The organism is Mycoavidus cysteinexigens (assembly GCF_003966915.1).
GTDB classification, from domain to species: domain Bacteria; phylum Pseudomonadota; class Gammaproteobacteria; order Burkholderiales; family Burkholderiaceae; genus Mycoavidus; species Mycoavidus cysteinexigens.
Genome location: NZ_AP018150.1, coordinates 147,289 through 167,023, shown reverse-complemented (window position 1 = coordinate 167,023; position 19,735 = coordinate 147,289). Strand labels below are relative to the sequence as shown.

Here is a 19,735-nt window from a genome sequence, read left to right as displayed (position 1 = left end):
TACGCGCATATTTTGTACACTACGCTCAAAGACCGCATCGTCTTCATCAACAATTTTTCCGAATTGTAACGATGGGCAAATGATTTTTGCAAAAAATCATGGCGTAGGGGTGGACGACCAGGTGTGTGGGACGCATACATTCACTTTTTTTGTCCTTGATTTCCGCGCCAGTCCCCGGTCAAAATCCTTTTTCCGGGCGTCGCCAAGTCTGATAATTCGTACACTCAAGCGTTGATCCCACAGCACCCGTCATTCGGTTTTTTAAGCGGTTTGGGCGCGTTACCGGGGGTAGTGACCACATAAGTGCAGAAAGTGCCATTTGACTGGACCTCTTTAATCAATAAGCTCTTGATGCTGAGTAAAAACCCCATCGAAATTCAAAAATAAGTCTATTGATCGGGTTTCGAGTCGTGAGGAGAAAATCTCAATTGGCCTGCTCATAGAAGGATACTCGATGAAAGGCTTATGAATAAAGGGCAGACTTACAGATGGCACTTTCTGCGCCTATGTGGTCACTATCCCGTTTTTGCCGAATTCTGCGTCTGTCCCAACTTCACTCTGCCGATTTGCGCTGCTTGATCCATTGGAATGCGATATATTGTCTTCAGATTGCAGCTTGCCTGCTTTAGCCAAGATAGCTCGCGCATTCGCCGCAGTATCGGTATGTGGTGGTAAGAGTAATGACTTTAACCGTTCTTCCAATTCTGTTACTTCTTTAACCCGATCAGCTAAAAAAATAAGCATATTTTTATTTATTGGCCACTTACCAAGTATCAGGTTGTCCTCTGTATTTTTGCCCTGGCTCCCAGAGTTTGATCTTAACTCGAGATCTGGCTCCCATAGAACCCGAGTTAAAAAATAGTCTCGTAAGGATTGATTGATAAACTTATATCCTCCCCCATCATAGATTAATGGCGCAGTTGAAAACAGCAACCAGTCCGCGTGTTTGCTTGCCGGCTCCCCCGCTTTTATTGGATAAGCTGTTTCTCCGTTCCCATTGGTTTTATACATTTCTAATGCAAGATATTTGTTAACCCGTATGGCGTTCATTTTAAAATTATCACGAGTAAGATTATCTGGGTTAGACTCCATTAAAGAATGGTAGACATGGTTATTCCATCTGTCTATAAGCTTGTCATATAATTTTACAGCAGTTTCCACCTTCGGGCAGGCGTCCAATGCCGCCTCCAATAAAAGAGGGTTCTCTAATAGCTTTCTTAGATCAGGTGTAAGTTGAAATTTCTCTTTATATTTCTCAACCGTCCATTTCGATGTATTCTGCGATGTATGCTGATCTATATATTTTTGGGTATATGTTTTAATATCACTCTCTGAAAATGGTTTTAATTCATACTCCTGGAGCACTCCGGGTTTTTCATATGGATGAAATATTATTCGATAATTTTCTTTATTTTGATTTAAAGGGGGGCGACTAGTGATAATAATTTTGGATGCGGTCCAACTGGCGAGTGTGCCATCAGCATAGATTGACCTTTGGGGATTCACAACTCTATCATAGCTATCTAAAATGAAAATAAGGCGCTTAGCTTTCCAAGCTTCGAGATGACGCTCTTGAAAGTTCTTACCTTTAAGGTATTTTCCAATTAAATTATCATGAGGCTTTTCTCGGGAAGGTAGGGAAATGCAGAGAGGAAGCCAAGGATCACTCGCGGTTGGGTCGTCGTACCTGTGCCATAGATGGTGGGCAAGACGCTGATTAAAAACCGATTTTCCAGAACCTGCTACACCTAACAATAGCAGTACTTTTTTGCTTTCTAAGCTGAGAAAATCATCGATGGCATGGATAAGCAAAGAGTTACCGTCGATGGTGTGTTCTACATATCTCTGGTCGAGCATTGTTCTGGCTTCATCTGTAAGAATTCCCTCTCGCAGACAGTTGGTACTTGGTGCTAACTGTAAGGATGACTGTGCAGCCAATAGCAGGCAATTACCTGGGGGCTGCTGCCAAATAGGATCCCAAATGGGCACCTTATTATAGTTAACTGTCGGAGTCGGAAGCTGGGGATTTTTACGTTGAATTTGGGTTTGGATATAGGCACTTAGTCTGGACTGATTTTCTAGCCATTTTAGAGCGTTTGACACACTCTGTGCTACACCCTTAGACTTACCCCATAAATTATTATTGCAGACCAAATCAATTAAAAAATCGATAGCTTTTTCCGCAATTTCAGTTTCCTGGACGGTGGTGGCAAGTCTTTCTAAGCGCTGACAAAAACTCTGTAAGAAAGTTTTCTCCTTACAAAAATTGTTTTTCCGAACAAAATATTCAAGCTGATCTAACTGGTTTTTCTCAAGTAAGAGATCTATAGTTTTTAACGCCATATACCACTTCTTATCGCTGAGAAGTCGCATATTATTGAATAATTTTATTATGCTATGGCGCTCCCTTTCATATAAACGGTCAAAAGCTGACAGAAATTTATCTGGATCCATGGAGATAACTCCAGCCCATACGAGAACAGCGCTTCCACCTATGTTATAAATGTGGCGCCATATTCGCCCCAAATTAGTTTCATCATTGGGAATATGCATAAGTGCTTGATACGCATAACGGGCTTGATGGGCCAGATCTGTATCCTTGTGTTTCCTAAATCCGTACAGAATTTTCCTGAGAGGGTCTTGCAATTCCTTGAGACTAATTTCGATGCCTTTCCCTTTTTCTATACTGCTCTGAAGCAACGCATCTAGTAGATGTGAGGTAGTTTGCAGCAAACCCAGGAGATACTCCGTCTGCCCCGAGTCGCAGCTGGCTTTTAGACAATCTCTTAAAATCCCCAATAGTTGTTTTATAGTGGCGGGTTCGGCCGCTTTTGGGCTGTTTCGAATCATCGCTACTAAGCCTGCTGCCACTGCTGGCTCTGTGAGAGAATTAGGAGTGGCTAAAATTTTCACGGTTTCAGAGATTAAACTTAAAGCGATATCAGAGATCTTTGATAACGGTACGATTTCTCGTATGATCTCTATAGATTTATCGGGTTCTCCTGGGAAAATTTTAATTATTTCCTTTGCAAAGTTACGTAAATCGCTTCTTTGCTTTTTAGAGAGATTTTTTTGTAAGCAATCAACCAAATGCTCAGTATCAATCATATTGGCTGGCTCCCAGCCAATATTAACCATATTAAATTCTCTATTCGGTCTAGGGTCAGGGTTTCGTGTAAAGATGCTTGGTAACCACGTTAACTTTTCGGCCACTGCTCGCTTACCTGCCAAGCATCCTTCTAAACCTGTGCGTATGCCGAACTCGTAATATTTTTGTGCTCTTTTGTAGTTCAAATTTGCCTTTTCAAATAAAGCAAACTCACATGAAATATCTCCAAGCTTCACATAAGATACGGCAAGATCATATTTTAGAGAGTTGGAAATAGGATTATTTTCAACTTGATCAAAAAATGCCTGTGCTTGATTGAGGTGGCGCCTTGCTTGTTCGAGGCTGTTTGCTTGGACGGGGTGCTTTTGCGCTTCTTCGTAGCGTTCGAAAGCGCTCCCTAAGGCTCTTTTGCCTTCATTTAAAGGATCGCTCTGACTGCTTTGACCAATATAGTTTTGACTTGCCCCTATTGGATTGACATTACTCATGGATTTTCCTTTGGTTATCGCTGCAATATCAAAGCACCTAGCTACTAGATTGCTGATGCTTTAACCACCCGCGTTTGCTTGTACACTAATGGGCAATAGCGTCTTTACTGTGCAATCATCATGTTAAGTTTATGCATAATCTTGGCGAGAAACCTTGCGAAAACTGGCTGCGTCGTTCTGCTGCTCTTTCTCTTTGATAGCTTTCTGCATGAGCAAACGTGTATTCACCTCGCTTAACCCCTTTGCCTTTTTGACAGATATATCAACAGCCGATAGCACAGTTTGATGCGAGGCCCAACATAAAATAACCTGGAAGTCAGCGTTTTCAGAGTCGGGTTTCACTACTTTCCAAAGGCGAATCGTTTTATCTTCTCCACCGGTTAGAAAACAGTCTTCTTTCTGCCAAACAATGGATGAGACGCTGCCATAAAAACCTCGAATCACGGCCAGACATTTCTTCGATGCAATAGACCATAACCTTACTGTCATGTCAGCACTACCCGAAACTAGCCATTCGCCGTTTGGAGAAAACGCCATGCTGTAAACCGAATTAGTATGCCCTTTAAGCGTTTCGGGCTCAGACGTGGATATATTGGTTTTGACATCCCATAATTTAATAGTTTCGTCGTAACTGGCCGAGGCTAACCACCGGCCTGTTGGCGAAAAGGCGATACTATAAATTTGATCACTATGACCTTTAAGGGTATGCTGAATCTCGGGCTTATTGGCGAGTGAATATAAGTGAATAGTTCCATCTTCATTGACAGAGGCCAACTGTGTATTGTCTGGCGAAAATGCGGCATAAACCGAATCAATATATCCTTTAAGTTTGGCGGTATTGGCTTCGAGCGACCATAGCTCCAGAGTTTCGTCCTCGCCAGCTACAGTTAGCCATTTGCTATCCGGTGAAAATGCTATGCTACAAATTGTCGAATCAATGAGCGTTTTTAATGTAGATGAACGTTTAAATAGAAGAGTTTCAATTGACCACAGTTTGATTCTTTCATGATTAGCTAGGGCTAACTCGTTATCCGGCGAAAATCCGACAGTTTCTTGTCCCCGAAACGTACGCGATAATGTATGCGTTTGCGCGTCCCACAGGTTGACTGTTTTATCAGCCCCACTTGAAGCAAACCATTTACCATTCGGAGAAAATGCTAAGCTCTTAATGCAATCGGTATGCCCTTCCAACACCGGGGGAGGCGTCTGTTTAACTTTCCTTAGTCTGACAGTTTTATCAGTACTGCTTGAGGCTATCCACTTGCCGTCCGGAGAAAATGCTACGCCTTCAACTGAATCGCTATGGCCTTCAAAGATATGCTGGAGTGCGCCTGATTTGACCACCCACAATTTGACAGTCTTATCGATGCTCGCCGATGCGAGTAATTCGGAGTTTTGTGAGAATGCTATATCCTTCACCGAATAGTTATGGGCTTCGAGAGTATGCTGGGGTTTTGGATCGGCACCGAGTTTCCACAGCTTAATGGTCTTGTCAGCACTGGCTGATGCTAGCCAATTTTTATCTGGTGAAAACGCAACACTATTAACCCAGCTAGTATGCCCTTCGAGGGAGTGCTCGAGCGTCCCCTTTTTAACATTCCAAAGTTTGACAATACTGTCGTTACTCCCCGATGCTAACCACTCGTCATCTGTTGAAAATGCGATACTCAAGACCCTATCAGTATGTCCTTTAAGCGTGTGAACGAATATGGGCATATCATTGAGATCCCATAGTTTAATAGTTTCATTATCACTTGAGGCGAGCAGATTGCCTTTTTGCGAAAATGCGATACTTAGAACATTATGTTCGTGTTCTTTAAGCGTGTGCTGGAGAGCGGGTGTGTCCTTGTCAATAGACCATAGCTGGATGGTTCCGTCATGCTTGCCGCAAGCAAGCCACTTATTGTTTGGCGAAAAAGCTATGCTATGAACTGCGCCGGTATCTCCTTTAAGGATATAGGGTTCTAAGGTTGTGGCTTGACGATACAGTTTCATACCCGTATTCGTTGCGACGGCTAACCAGAGGCCGTTAGGCGAATAGCGGCAAACAGAAGCTTCGGCTTTCAATGCTAGGGCGGGCATTTCTCCAAACTCAACACCTGCCAGCGTTGCTCCTTCGAAGTTAGCCCCTCGCAACCACGCACCTTGAAAATTGGCTTGACTTAAATCAGCATTTTCGAATTGGGTGTGATCAAATATTCCATAACTTAAATCTGCTCCTGGTACCCGAATACCACTGAAATCCTCGCCAGTCAAAGGCACTTTGGCTTTAACCAAGGTGGTGAGTGCGTTGGCTGCCGTAATTTGGAAGTGATCATCCATTTTCGAGCGCTTAACCAGAGCTAAGAGAAAATCTTTAAAATCAGAGTTTAGCTGGGCTTGCTTGGCCAGAGGTTGGAGGAGCTCTGGATCTTTTATTAAGTGCTGGCTAAGAGAAGGGAGTGTGCTAGAGTCGGTTTCACTTAACAGTTTCTGCACGTTTTTATCTATATCAGTTAGGTTAAAAAGAGATAGTGTCATATCATTGCCGGTTTCAGTTCTCGAACCATATGTTGTTATGCTCTTGTTATTGTTGCCCGATATCGCGCTGCTAGCCACGCCACTTGCGGGTTGAAACACAAATCTCCTCCCTTTTGCCAGAGAACCCGGGTAGAGCACAGTTGCCGGATCTAGAGCGGGCTGCAGGCTTGCTGCTAACAACTGCGCATCCCAGCGCGTTGGGCTGTAATGCACGGTGCGGATGTTATGCGAGCCCTCTATTATTATATTCGCCAAGCCCTCTGCTCTTTGCATGAGAACTTTCCCCCTTTTTTCTGACGGCAACTGTGTGCGCTGTCTCTGCTCAAGCTCAAACAGCATGGGTATTTTGTACTTCATCTCTTCGAGCTGCTGCGATATCTGCTGGACTTTGTCGTTCGAAGCAAAGAGAGTAGTCGCGACATCGTCTAAACCAAAATACCTGTTTCCCCCAGCCGTCGCCTGAACTTGCATCGCCCTATATGTCGCAAGCGCCCCCTTGATTTCACCGATTTCCTCCAAGCTCTTTAAATAAGCATCTTTCTGTTCTTTAAGATCTGTCGGTAAAGTCACTAATGGCGCTAACTCAGGAATGGGCCGTTGCGCCTGTTGCATTTCTAGGATGTACGACATTTGCTCCATCTGTTGCTCTAACATGCTTTGCGTTTGCTGCATCTGACGCTCTAATATGTCTTGCATCTGCTGCCTGAGCTCAGGCAGCGTCTCTAACATGAGGCTGATGCCTTCTAGCTGAACAGGTACCTGCTTGAGACGAATGGCCTCTCGCACCTCATCTAGCAATTGAGTTTTTGGCGGCTCCTGCCAGAGAGAAGACCAGACAGGAACGTAATCCTGGCCACCCTTTGGTAGAGGTTGCTTTAAGCGCTGTAAGGTGGCCTCTGCCATTTTTACAACGCGCTCGTGCCCGCCCCAGTGATCCTTGTGTTGCATAAGGCTTTCTAAAAATTGCTCCGCGCCTTCTTGCATTTCGGTACCCGGGTGCGTGCGGGCAATTTGTTCTAGACGATGACATAAACCTTGCAAGAATTTTTCGTCCTTACGATACCGAGAGTCGCGCGCGAGTTTCTCGAATGCCACCCACTGGTTTTCTTCAAGCAACAGATCAATAAACCGTAGCGCTCCATACCATCCATGCGGGCGGTTGAACTGCTCAACCCCTTCGCTAGCCGATTGGTACGCCGTCGTCAATGCCTCGACGGTAACTTTTGCTGCATCGCCGACTTGGCCTATCGCGAGCGCTACCTCGCGCACGCCGATAAACGCTTCTTCGAATCTACCCAGAGACTCCTCTAATTTATCCACATCAAGATTTTTAACCGCAGCGGCCAAGTTTAAAACACCCATCCCTACATTAAAGGTGTAACGTAATACGCTCCGCCAAACGGCTTCATCATTGGGAATATGCGCTAATGCCTGGCGCGCATAGCGTGCTTGCCAAGCCAGCGCCGGCTCAGAATGATCGATTAATCCATAGAACGTGGCGTAGAGCGGGGCTTGCACCTCCTCACGGTTGATACCTTTCACGCCCAAACACGTCATCACATCCAGCAACTGCGAAGTCGTTTGCAGCAAGGTCTGACACTGGACCTTATTGTCTTCTTTATGCACTTTATCCAAGCGCGCTCCAAGAACTTCAAGTGCGCCCACTAAATCCCCGGAGCGCACTTGGCTTAATAGCGCTTGTGGGCAGTGCCGGAGAATCACCGCCAGTCCTTGCGCCACCGATACATTCAGCGAGACTGACTGGTTCGCAGACAATGCATTCACCGTTTGGCTCATTAACTGCTGGTACAATTCAATATCCGCTATCGATGCGAGCGGCACAATTTCTCGTACCAATTCGAAGTAGTCTTGGGTTTCGGTGCGCGCAAACGCTTCCAATATGCTGCGGGCGAGTTGCTTAAACTGTTTTTCTTGTGCTTCAGAAAGATAGCCTTGTTGCAAACACCAAGCTAAATGCCTGGTGTCGACAAGCTGATCGAGATCAGTTACAGGGTCATAGATTTTGCCGAGTGCAGGCAGTGTCAAATTTTGATTTAGCTTAAAAAAGTTTGCGATGGGCTGAAATGTAGATGAGAACCGAGGCTTGATCGAACCTTGAGCTTCCTCCACTTTTAAGATAGATTGCCAAGGGGCCGGCGTATCTGGCAGTTTTAGTCTAGCTATTTTTTGATTCACCTCATCCGCACGCGAATTGTAGGGTTCAATAGTGGCCTTTTTATAGCTAGCGAGCGCTCGTTTGAATAAATTGTGAGCGCACACGATATCTTCCCTCATATAGAGCTGACCGCGCTCCTGATAAAGATCACCTCGCTCCACATAGACTGTGGTAATGGCTGTATTAATCGCTTGATCGGGTGAAGCAGCCTTTTTAAATTCGCTTTTCGCTCGATTGAACTGGCTGAGCGCGCAGTCAAACTCCTTATCCTTGCTATCTCCGTGCTCACGAGCGGTCTTGAGGTGTTCATGAGCGCTCTTTCGAAAAACTTCACCTCGTTGCAAAGCAGCCGCAGCATCTATTTTTCCCCACACCTTATTTCTCCTGTTAGTGGTAAATGGACTTGAAATTTATCCTTCCATTTCCTCCTCAGGTGGCGGCGATAATTCTTTAGATTGTTGCTTTACATCGCCTGGGATTGCTGAGGCGGGGGTCACTGCAGAAGTACTGCTCAAACCATATGTCGCGGTTATGTTAATATTTTCACCGGCTATGGCGCTGCTAAGCACGCCACCTGAGGCTTGAAACACTATTTTTCTCCCTTTTACAGCCGGCAGCTGGGAGAGCGTAGAAAGTGCAGTAGCCAAATTCTGAGAGTGGTGCCTTTGGCTTTCCGCTAATAACTGCCGATCCAAGGCCGTTGGATTGTAGTGCACATTGCTGGTGTGGCCCAAGCCCTCTACTGCACTGCCAGCCAAGCCACCTGCGAGTTGCATTATAATTTCCTCTCTTTCCTCATGCGCTATTTGCGGGGAAAATGATAAGGAAGATAATTTCTGCTCTATTTCTTCGTGCGGGCAATACGGCCGGGCTTTCTCATAACTAGCGCGCGCCTCTTCTCTCCTGCGGAGACTGCGTAAAATATCTCTGCTTTCAAAGTACGCTCGCACAAGACCCGCTTCAATATCTCGTCTTTCATTATAAGAGAGAGCTTTGTTCTGACGGAGCGCATCGCTGAAGTTTTCTTGTGCTAAGTTAAATGAATCGAGTGCGCCTTCTGGACTTTTCTGGCGCTGCTCCTCAGCACGCCTTAAAGCAGATTGGCCTTGTTCTAAAAGACTTAAACACGATACCACAGTGGTTTGGGTTGACGCCGAAGCGGCTATGCTTGACAGGTTGTTCATATAAACCCCATGAATCGGATACCGAAACGTAAACAATCCGCGCTTCGAAAATCCTCTAACACGTTATTAACTTATAGCCCCCCCCCTTTACATTCTGCTGCACTCTTAAAATAAGCTACTTACGACTCACTTCAGTTACGCTCAGCTTTTTTGAAAGAGCGCTTCATAATTAACATAGAAAGGAATTTTTTAAAAAGCAAGTAACGTTTTCACTCCCCAGGGCGATCGCGCTATGTGCGCTGCAGGCCAAAAAGCAGCATTTCCCGATACTCAGGATTGGTCAAAGCGCGCATTTTACGCCGCCTCATGCTGAGAGCAGAGGGATCTTGTCTTAGTAAATTGAGAGTTGTGCGCCGAATCATTGCCAAATTGGATGCGGCTTGCTTGTTGCGAGTCTGGTTGGCATCTTCCTTAAATCGGACATCGAGTATCCAATGCTGCTGATTTTCGATAGGCCAATGGGCTCGAATAACGTGACTGACCCGCTCTATATCTGCAAATGAACACAGGAAATAACGACGCTCACAGGTGCGCTTACTTGGATCTCTCGCTCGGCCTGCACCATTGCAATAGCCTTGAGCCCAGGCCAGATATTATAGGCTTTAAGCCATTCAATTTCGGTACTTAACGCTACCTGGCGAGTCTCAATGCTCGTGAAAAGGTCGGTACCGCTCGCTATATTGAGACTCTAGACCAAGTCACGACCAATGAAATTGTTTCGCATGTTTTGAGTATTATTGATCCAGAGATAGACTGACATTTATCAAATAATTTTTCTCTGCAAATAATTTGCGCAGCTGCTACCCGACCTAAAATACGACATTACAACTTTGGTGCGACCTGAAAAGTCGTTTGAATTTCTGTCTTACAGGAGAAATATAACCAGATAAGACCGATTGCTCCATCAATCGTTCCCTAGTCGGACATGCGGGGCTGGCAACGGTCCGGTGTGAAGCTCCGATGACAATGTAACCGCCGAGTAATCGGTAAGCCGAGCCGCGAGGCAAAGCCGAATCTGCTAGCACTAAAGCGGAGAGGGGCTAGGGATGTGCGAATACGATCAACACACGTGAATCTCTGTAATTGTCGTTAAAATGAACAGGCCAAAGGTGCTGGGCCTGAACCAAAATGGTACGCGGTTAGGTTTGGTCGCTCAAAGTTCGGCCAACATGGACAAACAACCGCCGGCAAAGAAGAGGGATCCGACTCGCACTGAAATTCAAGCGGAACAGGATAAGCCCGTAACGCTGCCAGAAATGGTAGGCAAACCGCGAGGAATGCTGTTGGCGCTGCGGGTACAGGAAGGAGCAAAAAGCGAAGGCCGCCTTGTAATGAGGGGGATAAAGAGTGAAACATTCTCTGGCGCGAAAGCGAGCAGACTTGCTCTTGGTCAGAGTGGGCAAGAAATCTTGGCAAACCGTTATACGCGGGAAAGCAGATGAGGCAGACCGTTTAGGTTTGTTGTGCGCTTGCGCGCCCAGGTGAATTAAGAAACCAGGTCAACTGGTTCGATTTTACCAGAAGGGCGAAATGGCTCCAGGCGTATATTGCTCAGGCAGCCAGTTTGTTAGACTGCCCGGTGCCTTAGCCAGCGCTGGACTCTTGGCTTGAGCCGTGTGCGAGGTGACTCGCCTGCACGGTTCTTAGGAGAGGGAGGGTTAGTAATAGCCCTTCCTTATCCGACGTGCGACCTGCAAGTCGTTCGAATTTCTGTTTTACAGGAGAAATATAACCGGATAAAACCGATTGCTCCATCAATCGTTCCCTAGTCGGACATGCGGGGCTGGCAACGGCCCGGTATGAAGCTCCGATGACAATGTAACCACCGAATAATCGGTAAGCCGAGCCGTGAGGCAAAGCTGAATCTGCTAGCACTAAAGCGGAGAGGGGCTAGGGATGTGCGAATACGACCAACACACGTGAATCTCTGCAATTGTCGTTAAAATGAACAGGCCAAAAGTGCTGGGCCTGAACCAAAATGGTATGCGGTTAGGTTTGGTCGCTCAAAGTTCGGCCAACATGGACAAACAACCGCCGGCAAAGAGGAGAGGTCCGACTCGCACTGAAATTCAAATGGAACAGGGTAAGCCCATAACGTTGCCTTAAAGGCAGGCAGACCGCGAGGAATGTTGTTGACGTTGTGGGTAAAGGAGGGTGCAAAAAGCGAATGCCACCCTGTAATGGGGTGGATAGAGAGTGAAACATTCTCTTGCGCGAAAGCGAGCAGACTTGCACTTGGTCAAGATGGGCAAGAGATCATGGCAAACCGTTACACGCAGGAACGTCAGATGAGGCAGACCGTAAAGGTCTGTTGTGCACCTGCGCACCCGGATAATTTGTGGAACCAGACCAACTGGCCTCGTATCATAAAACAGGTGAAACGGCTCCAGGAGCGTATTGCTCAGGCAGTTTTAGCAGGACAATGGGGCAAAGCTCGTGCTTTGCAACACCTGCTAACACGCTCATACAGCGGCAAAATGCTTGCCGTCAAACGCGTGACGGAAAATCGTGGTAAACGTACGCCAGGAGTGGACCGACAACTTTGGACCACTCCGGCTGCCAAATGGAAAGGAATGCTGTCACTGAGGCACCACGGATACCGTGCTCTACCTCTACGGCGCGTTTATATTTTAAAAAGCAACGGCAAACAGCGTCCGTTAGGCATACCCAGTATGCGATGTAGAGCGATGCAAGTTTTGTGGAAGCTCGCTCTCGAGCCCATTGCGGAATGCACAGCGGATCCGAACTCCTATGGATTTCGGCCTAAGCGTGGAACAGCTGACGCCATAGAACAGTGCTTTAACTGTCTTGCCCGTAAAAATGCAGCACAGTGGGTACTGGAGGGAGATATTAAAGGCTGTTTCGACAATTTTAGTTCGGAGTGGCTTCTTAATCATATCCCGATGGAAAAACGCATCCTACAACAGTGGCTACATGCCGGCTTTATCGATAAAGGAACCCTCTACGCGACCAAGGCTGGAACGCCACAGGGTGGTCCAATTTCACCCGTGATCGCCACGATGGCTTTGGATGGACTAGAAGCTGCTGTCTTCGCAAGCGTGGGGCCTCATCGTTCCATGCATCAAAAGCTTAAAATCCATGTTATCCGCTACGCGGATGACTGGGTGGTTACCTCAAGCTCCAAAGAGGTTCTGGAGCAACTGGTTCTCCCTGCAGTCAAACAATTCATGGCTGCTCGGGGATTAGAACTCTCTAACGAGAAGACGAAGATCACTCATATCGCCAAAGGGTTTGATTTCCTTGGGCAAAATGTACGCAAGTACAACGGCAAGCTGCTTATTAAGCCGGCCAAGAAGAGCATTAAAGCCCTTCTAGATAAAGTCCGGGAAATCATTAAACGAAGCGCCAGTGCGACCCAAACTCAACTGATACATAAACTCAACCCCATTATTCGAGGTTGGGCGCAGTATCACCGGCATGTGGTCGCCAAAGCCATCTTCGCCTTGATCGATAACGCTATTTGGCAGTGCCTTCGGAAATGGGCGAAGCGAAGACACCCATCCAAAGGAGCACACTGGATTAAGAAAAAATACTTCCACCGAGTAGAAGGGCGCAATGGAGTATTCGCTGCGCAAGAGCGCTGCAACGGGGAAACTCGTATCACAACGCTCTTTAACGCAGTCTCAGTACCCATCGTCAGACATATCAAAATACGTAAACTGGCGAACCCTTTTGATCCTCAGTGGAGAAACTACTTTATCCAACGTTACTATGCCACCAAGCCTCCGTACTGCCCGGTGCATTAAACAGCGCTGAATTCTTGGCTTGAGCTGTATGCGGGGCGACTCGCACGTACAGTTCTTGGGGGACGGCGGCGCAGTAATGCGCTGCTGTTACCCGACCCCTTACATCAAAGCTATTTTGAATGTAAATTATGTTAAATCATCGAAGAAAAGGCACAGGGGATGCCTATACCTATTTGGGCTACTCGACCAACTACCCGTAAAAATGCACCTTTTCAAGCCGAGGCAAATTTTTGTAGGGGAAGTGTAGCGTACGATTTTTTTCTTTTCGTGAGGTACACCCTCGACGGCCTTCCGCTATGCCTTGTTAAACGGGCCCCTCTTCGAGCCGTGAGAGTATTCCTGCTTTTGCTTGAACGGCCTTAAAGGTCTGCTTAATCATTTGACTTTGTTCAGCACTCAGATCAATCGGTTGCCCAGGCCCCGTTGCTGTATAAAAGTGAAGTTGCTTGTCTTGAATATAAAGCGGCGCGATTTGTTCACAGCTACGTGGGAACAAGACCTGACGATACAGTACTTCCACCTGATCTCGATCCAGACGCGCAAGCAAAGTAAAAAGCTGATCCATATGGGAGCCTAAGACACTGGCGGCCGCAGACCTGACATCTTCATCATCCTCCTTCAAGGAAGGGATCAAGGCCTGGACCGCGTCGGCTGACAGCGTACGCTGGCGGCCTAAGGCACGGGCGGCTGCAGACCTAACATCCCCGTCTTCATCCTTCAAGGAGGAGGTCAAGGCCTGGACCGCATCGGCTGACAGCGTACGCTGGCCGCCTAAGGCATCGGCGGCTGCAGACCTGACATACCCGTCTTCATCCTTCAAGGAGGAGATCAAAACCTGGACCGCGTCGACTGACAGCGTACCCTGGCAGCCTAAGACACTGGCGGCCGTAAACCTGACATTTTCGTCGCCCTCCTTCACGGAAGAGATCAAGGCCTGGACCGCGTCGGATGACAGCGTACGCTGGCCGCCTAAGGCACGGACGGCCGCAGACCTGACATACCTGTTTTCATCCTTCAAGGAGGAGATCAAGGCCTGGACCGCGTCGGCTGACAGCGTACGCTGGCGGCCTAAGGCACAGGCGGCCGCAGACCTGACCTTCTCATTTTCATCCTGACAAGCGCCGATTAAGGTCTGCACAGCGGCTTCGGACAACGTGCTCTTGCCTCCTAACGCCCAGGCTGCCGCAGACCTGACAGACCCGTTTTCATCCTTCAAGGAGGAGATCAAGGCCTGGACCGCGTCCGATGACAGCGGACTCTGGTTGCCTAAAGCACCGGCGGCCTCAGACCTGACAGACCCGTTTTCATCCTTCAAGGAGGAGATCGAGATCTGGACCGCGTCGGATGACAGCGTACTCTGGTAGCCTAAGACACTGGCGGCCACAGACCTGACATCTTCGTCGTCCTCCTTCACGGAAGAGATCAAGGCCTGGACCGCGTCGGCTGACAGCGTACGCTGGATGCCTAAGGCACGGGCGGCCGCAGACCTGACATCTTCGTCGTCCTCCTTCACGGAAGAGATCAAGGCCTGGACCGCGTCGGATGACAGCGAACTCTGGCGGCCTAAGGCATGGGCGGCTGCAGACCTGACATACCCGTCTTCATCCTTCAAGGAAGAGATCAAGGCCTGGACCGCGTCGGCTGACAGCGTATCCTGGCGGCCTAAGGCATCGGCGGCTGCAGACCTGACAGACCTGTTTTCATCCTTTAAGGAGGAGATCAAGATCTGGACCGCGTCGGCTGACAGCGTACCCTGGCAGCCTAAGGCACGGGCGGTCTCAGACCTGACATACCAGTTTTCATCCTTCAAGGAGGAGATCAAGATCTGGACCGCGTCGGATGACAGCGAACTCTGGCAGTCTAAGGCACGGGCGGCCGCAGACCTGACATACCCGTCTTCATCCTTCAAGGAAGAGATCAAGGCCTGGACCGCGTCCGATGACAGCGTACTCTGGTGGCCTAAGACACTGGCGGCCTCAGACCTGACAGACCAGTTTTCATCCTTCAAGGAAGAGATCAAAACCTGGACTGCGTCGACTGACAGCGTACGCTGGCCGCCTAAGACACTGGCGGCCTCAGACCTGACAGACCAGTTTTCATCCTTCACGGAAGAGATCAAGGCCTGGACCGCGTCGGATGACAGCGAACTCTGGCCGCCTAAGGCACGGACGGCGTCAGACCTGACATACCCGTCTTCATCCTTCAAGGAAGAGATCAAGGCCTGGACCGCGTCGGCTGACAGCGTATCCTGGCCGCCTAAGGCATGGGCGGCTGCAGACCTGACAGACCCGTTTTCATCCTTCAAGGAGGAGATCAAAACCTGGACCGCGTCGACTGACAGCGTACGCTGGCGGCCTAAGACACTGGCGGCCTAAGACACTGGCGGTCTCAGACCTGACATACCAGTTTTCATCCTTCAAGGAGGAGATCAAGATCTGGACCGCGTCGGCTGACAGCGAACTCTGGCGGCCTAAGGCACGGGCGGCCGCAGACCTGACATCTTCGCCGTCATCCTTCAAGGAGGAGACCAAGGCCTGGACCGCGTCGGCTGACAGCGAACTCTGGCGGCCTAAGGCACGGGCGGCCGCAGACCTGACATCTTCGCCGTCCTCCTTCACGGAAGAGATCAAGGCCTGGACCGCGTCCGATAACAAAACGGGACGTGCTCCAAGGGTCGCCATCACCTTATTCTTTTTCTCTCCCTTCGTCTGACTCAGACTCTCAAGCAATAGATGTTCCGGAAAAATCCTCTGGCTACCTAGACGACTGTAATCGCTTTTTTCATTCTTCATCTCAAAATCCAGCCACTGCCTGAATTCCTTTTCTAATTGTGTCCTGGTGACGGCCTCCAATTGAGCCCGAGCTTCATTTAAACACCCCACCATCACCTGCTGATGCCGCATCCCGATCAAATCTCGCGGCGATTGCTCCAGTACATGAAAGAAATTTTCGAGCGCCGCGCCCTTGAGCAAACCCGCCACCATCCACCAAACGATCTCATACCGCGGATTGTATTTATACGTGGCGATAAACGCTTCCAACTCATTGCGCTGCGGTATAACGTCTAAATCCTTTTGCACAATGTAGGCTGGGACTTTTTCCACTTTTGTATACGCTTGTAGATGCCCTGCCAGAAACTTTGCTGCAAAGAACTCCTGAAACGTTAAGTGGAGGAAATGATACTGGCGCTCCGATTCAGGCCGATGCCCATCCGCTGTATGTAAATACGACGTTTTTTTCAGATTCGTCGTAAAATTCAGGGGCAATTTCCCCTCTGTCTGAGCTCTTCCATTTAATTCTTTCCTACGCTGACTGAGCTCTTCACGACTAAATTCAATTTTCTCCGTTTCCAAGCCTTTAAACGCTAAATAGCCTAAATAATCGATTTCGGCTGTCATTAATTCTGCCAGATCCTCTTCTGACAAGCCGTCAATCACATGAGTCTCTATCTCTTTTTTCTCTAAACGCACGCTGTCTTTGCGCCATAATTTATCCACCATCGCCTCGTACAACATCGACATCGTCACGTCTTGATTTTGCGGGAGCTGATCCCAGCTATAACATAGTGCATCCAGCTGAATCGGTATATTCACCAGTCCCTGAACCAACGGCGTACGATGGATGAATTGCCGAATCGCTGCCCGGTTCGATGCAGGCACAAATTTTTCAATATAGGCCTGTACATTGGCCGGACTAAAGCCGACCGTTTCCAACTCCAAATCTAGCTGACCCAACAGTTTGGCATCCACCCCGGCAGGTCGAGAGGTAATCACCACATGCTCCTGATTGAGCAAAGTCTGTAAAAAATCCTTTAAAGGCTTGCCTTCATTGAGTTCCCCGACGACTTCATCCAAGCCATCTAAGATAAACAGTGTTTTATCCTGATGCGTATAAAAAACCTTTGATAACGCCTGCGCTTGGCGGCTTTCATGGCCTACAAAATACTGATTGCAGAGCAAATCTTCTAAGCGTCTAGGGGAGTGCGTCTTGAGTTGCCGTAAAGGTATCCACAACACGCTCTCAAATCGATCCTGCCAAAGTCCATTATGATGATATTCATACACCAGCTTTTTGCATAACGTGGTTTTGCCTATCCCTGCTCGCCCTTGAATCAAAATCCGTTTGGGAATGCTTTCTGAACCATCTCGTAATTTTTGAGAATCAAACAGCCTCTCTAACGCAATCAACTTATTGGGATTCGTCGCCTCAAGCCGCTGCCGCTCACTGCTGGGCAGGCGTTCAAACGCCGAGGCTTGCTTTTCCAGCTCTTTCTTATCTTTTTCCCGTTGCGCCTGACTTTCGACAATCGCCAGATTGATATAACAGTCTTCCAGTGAGGCACTCTCACCCGATACGCGCTGAATCGACAGATTAGATAATTGGTAATGCTGATACAGTGCATTACGTAAGCTGTCTAACGAGACAGCTTGAAGTTGGCTAGCCTCTGAATTCGGTAAGTAGCAATGCACGTTGACCATGTTATGCTTCCCATGGACTGGAGCATTAATCGTACCTTGGCAGCTTTGTATGACAATCTCTCCTTCGGGACGACCCGCTTGAATAGAAGAGAGTAAAGAGTCCGGTGAAGGATTGGGCTGATCCGCGGCAGATGCTGAATAGTTTATTGGGACCGAAGGGTGTTGTATTAAGGAGGAGGCTGACTCGTTCTCTCTAGACAAAAAAGCAGCGTATTCAGCGCTTATATTAGCAAGCGCCATTTCTCTTACATGGCCAGGATTTTTTGCGAGTTCCGCTGTCGCGAGTTGTATCGCGGCATTATAGGATGCTTCAGCATTGACCCGGTCCCCTACGGCGAGATGCGCCTGGGCCGCCGCCACATGGTTTTGGGGGGTTATTACCGGTGCCGGCAACGTTGCTCGCAAACTTTGCCCCCAACCTGATATGTTCAAAATGCGGTCTCCTGTCCATCTAAATTTTTTATAGTTCAAAAAGCGGTTTCTAGGACGCATTCTCTAGAATGCGAAAAGATCCTCTTTTCGGCTCGCCTAATAAATAGACAGCCGCCTTCCATTTCTGGTCCTGTTAGGTCGCAATGCGTCTTTATCCTCTATCCTTTTCTAAAGCTTAGCTTCAATCAACGCTGATGGCTAGCTCAGCGCGATTCTATAAGAGCATTTTGAGCGGATCTTAAGAGTGAGCACTCTCCACAGCCACGACCGATTTTCGGGCCGCCCCCCGGTCAAAATCTTCTCTTTTTTCCACAGGTCAAGTCTGATAATTCGTATTATCCGACTTGCATTTGCTGTGCAAAAACCCGTTTTTTAAAGGATAGGTTGATTTTGGTAAAGGTAATTAACCCAGTGAAAGCGAAGCTGCAATTACAGAAAATTTCTGTAAAGAACACGGATCGCCAATTCGTCCGAAAAGGAACCATTCCGGTCATGCATATTCATGGATGTACGAAAGTCAGCTAAATATATTTCGGACGTAAGCTTTAATTCGTACGCCGCTTTCGGACTAATTCAAAGCCATGCTACGCGTTTTTGCTTACTGGCAAATAGTTTTTGGCAAGCCTATTTTAAGCGGCTCGATGTTGGTGTCAGCATTGCCGCGGTCGCGCGCAAATTCAAGACGATTCGACAAACAATTATGTGTGCAAGGAAATTTGCTTTTAATTCTCCTTTGCGACGGAAAGATTGATATCCTCATATCCGAGAATACCACGCGCGGTAGATCTAACAGTCGCGTCACTCGCCGCCATTCATCTACTCCAATAGCGTATTCATACACCGGCTCATTTCTTAATCACGCACGGGCGACCATTGGCGGGCAGTATGAACCAAGGCTAAAACCCACACCGTTTCCAGCTCGATCTCATACACCAGACGATAGCTCTCACGGGGGATCAACTCTCGTGTGCCGGGTATCTTCCCTGATCGCCCTAACATGGGATGGTCGGCTAGTCTGGCAGCCGCGTCGCTGAAAAGCTCATCCATCTGGACGGCCGCACGTGGATTGTCGGCTGCAATGTAATCCCAGACATCGGTACGGTCTTGCTGCGCCTCTGGCGTCCAGATAACCCTCACACTTGCCTTACAGCTTGGGCGCGTCTGGCGGCGAATTCGGCTTCAACCTCGTCATTTGACTTGCCTAAGCCAGCGCGCATCGACGCACGGCCAGCTTCAACCTTGCTGTGCAGGAATTCATTATATTCCCGCGCTTTGCGCTGTCGCTGAACAAATTCACGCATTAGCTCGCGCAACACCTGTGACGCCGGCCGGTGGGCGGCGGCCGCCTCGGCTATGAACTCAGCGCGCAGATCGGGTTCTAGCTTCATGGTGAAAACCGCTTCTTTAGACATAATTCGCTCTCCTACGTTTTGATACTAACGTAGTATATACATTTTAATTACCACTGGCATGACGGAATACAGCATCTGTTTATTCGGTCAAAACGATAGAGCAGAAACCAGATGAGTATAAATTGCAGCGCTCCTATTTTTTCAAAGTCGTCTCTTTACGCTCTATCGA

12 protein-coding genes are annotated in these 19,735 nt (G+C 48.2%); 3 read left to right on the top strand and 9 right to left on the bottom strand.

All coding sequences use genetic code 11. The features are described from left to right. Positions 1–504: 504 nt before the first annotated feature. From MCB1EB_RS00645 to MCB1EB_RS12610, 4 genes are all read right to left on the bottom strand, one after another. A complete protein-coding gene (locus MCB1EB_RS00645; RefSeq protein ID WP_045363691.1) occupies positions 505–3,597 on the bottom strand; it encodes an NACHT domain-containing protein in 3,093 nt (1,030 codons plus the stop codon). Positions 3,598–3,726: 129 nt separating this feature from the next. Then, positions 3,727–8,667: a pentapeptide repeat-containing protein gene (locus MCB1EB_RS00640; protein ID WP_052393872.1), complete on the bottom strand. Its 4,941-nt coding sequence runs from the start codon at positions 8,665–8,667 to the stop codon at positions 3,727–3,729. Positions 8,668–8,703: 36 nt separating this feature from the next. Then, positions 8,704–9,477 (bottom strand): YggN family protein, encoded by a 774-nt coding sequence (locus MCB1EB_RS00635; protein ID WP_045363694.1) that lies wholly within the window; start codon positions 9,475–9,477, stop codon positions 8,704–8,706. A 230-nt stretch (positions 9,478–9,707) separates the two neighbouring features. Then, positions 9,708–10,067 (bottom strand): ISAs1 family transposase, encoded by a 360-nt coding sequence (locus tag MCB1EB_RS12610; RefSeq protein WP_126354045.1) that lies wholly within the window; start codon positions 10,065–10,067, stop codon positions 9,708–9,710. A 504-nt stretch (positions 10,068–10,571) separates the two neighbouring features. Here MCB1EB_RS12610 and MCB1EB_RS11935 point away from each other — a divergent pair. Next, a complete protein-coding gene (locus tag MCB1EB_RS11935; RefSeq protein ID WP_161566158.1) occupies positions 10,572–10,919 on the top strand; it encodes a hypothetical protein in 348 nt (115 codons plus the stop codon). A 142-nt stretch (positions 10,920–11,061) separates the two neighbouring features. Here the strand turns inward: MCB1EB_RS11935 and MCB1EB_RS11930 are convergent, their stop codons facing one another. Then, positions 11,062–11,232, bottom strand: coding sequence for a hypothetical protein (locus MCB1EB_RS11930; protein WP_161566157.1), 171 nt, complete (start codon positions 11,230–11,232; stop codon positions 11,062–11,064). A gap of 189 nt (positions 11,233–11,421) precedes the next feature. On the opposite strand from MCB1EB_RS11930, the gene MCB1EB_RS11925 reads away from it, so the two are divergent. Together MCB1EB_RS11925 and ltrA are read left to right on the top strand one after the other, a co-directional pair. After that, positions 11,422–11,583 carry a hypothetical protein gene (locus MCB1EB_RS11925; protein WP_161566156.1) on the top strand — a complete coding sequence of 54 codons (162 nt, stop codon included), beginning with the start codon at positions 11,422–11,424 and terminating at the stop codon, positions 11,581–11,583. A 20-nt stretch (positions 11,584–11,603) separates the two neighbouring features. Further along, on the top strand, positions 11,604–13,244 hold the full coding sequence (gene ltrA / locus MCB1EB_RS00620; RefSeq protein ID WP_232034125.1) for a group II intron reverse transcriptase/maturase: 1,641 nt from the start codon (positions 11,604–11,606) through the stop codon (positions 13,242–13,244). Positions 13,245–13,548: 304 nt separating this feature from the next. On the opposite strand, the gene MCB1EB_RS00615 is transcribed toward ltrA, so the two are convergent. The 4 genes from MCB1EB_RS00615 to MCB1EB_RS00600 all read right to left on the bottom strand — a co-directional run bounded on the left by MCB1EB_RS00615 (position 13,549) and on the right by MCB1EB_RS00600 (position 19,566). Beyond that, complete coding sequence (locus MCB1EB_RS00615) at positions 13,549–15,561, bottom strand: HEAT repeat domain-containing protein (protein ID WP_284271686.1); 2,013 nt, start codon at positions 15,559–15,561, stop codon at positions 13,549–13,551. Beyond that, on the bottom strand, positions 15,539–18,154 hold the full coding sequence (locus MCB1EB_RS00610; protein WP_161566155.1) for an NACHT domain-containing protein: 2,616 nt from the start codon (positions 18,152–18,154) through the stop codon (positions 15,539–15,541). Before MCB1EB_RS00610 ends, MCB1EB_RS00615 begins: the two co-directional genes overlap by 23 nt. Before the next feature lie 852 nt (positions 18,155–19,006). Further along, entirely contained in the window at positions 19,007–19,291 is a 285-nt protein-coding gene (locus MCB1EB_RS00605) for a type II toxin-antitoxin system RelE/ParE family toxin (RefSeq protein WP_045363710.1), read from the bottom strand. After that, positions 19,288–19,566 carry a hypothetical protein gene (locus tag MCB1EB_RS00600; protein WP_045363713.1) on the bottom strand — a complete coding sequence of 93 codons (279 nt, stop codon included), beginning with the start codon at positions 19,564–19,566 and terminating at the stop codon, positions 19,288–19,290. Before MCB1EB_RS00600 ends, MCB1EB_RS00605 begins: the two co-directional genes overlap by 4 nt. Between the last annotated feature and the right edge of the window lie 169 nt (positions 19,567–19,735).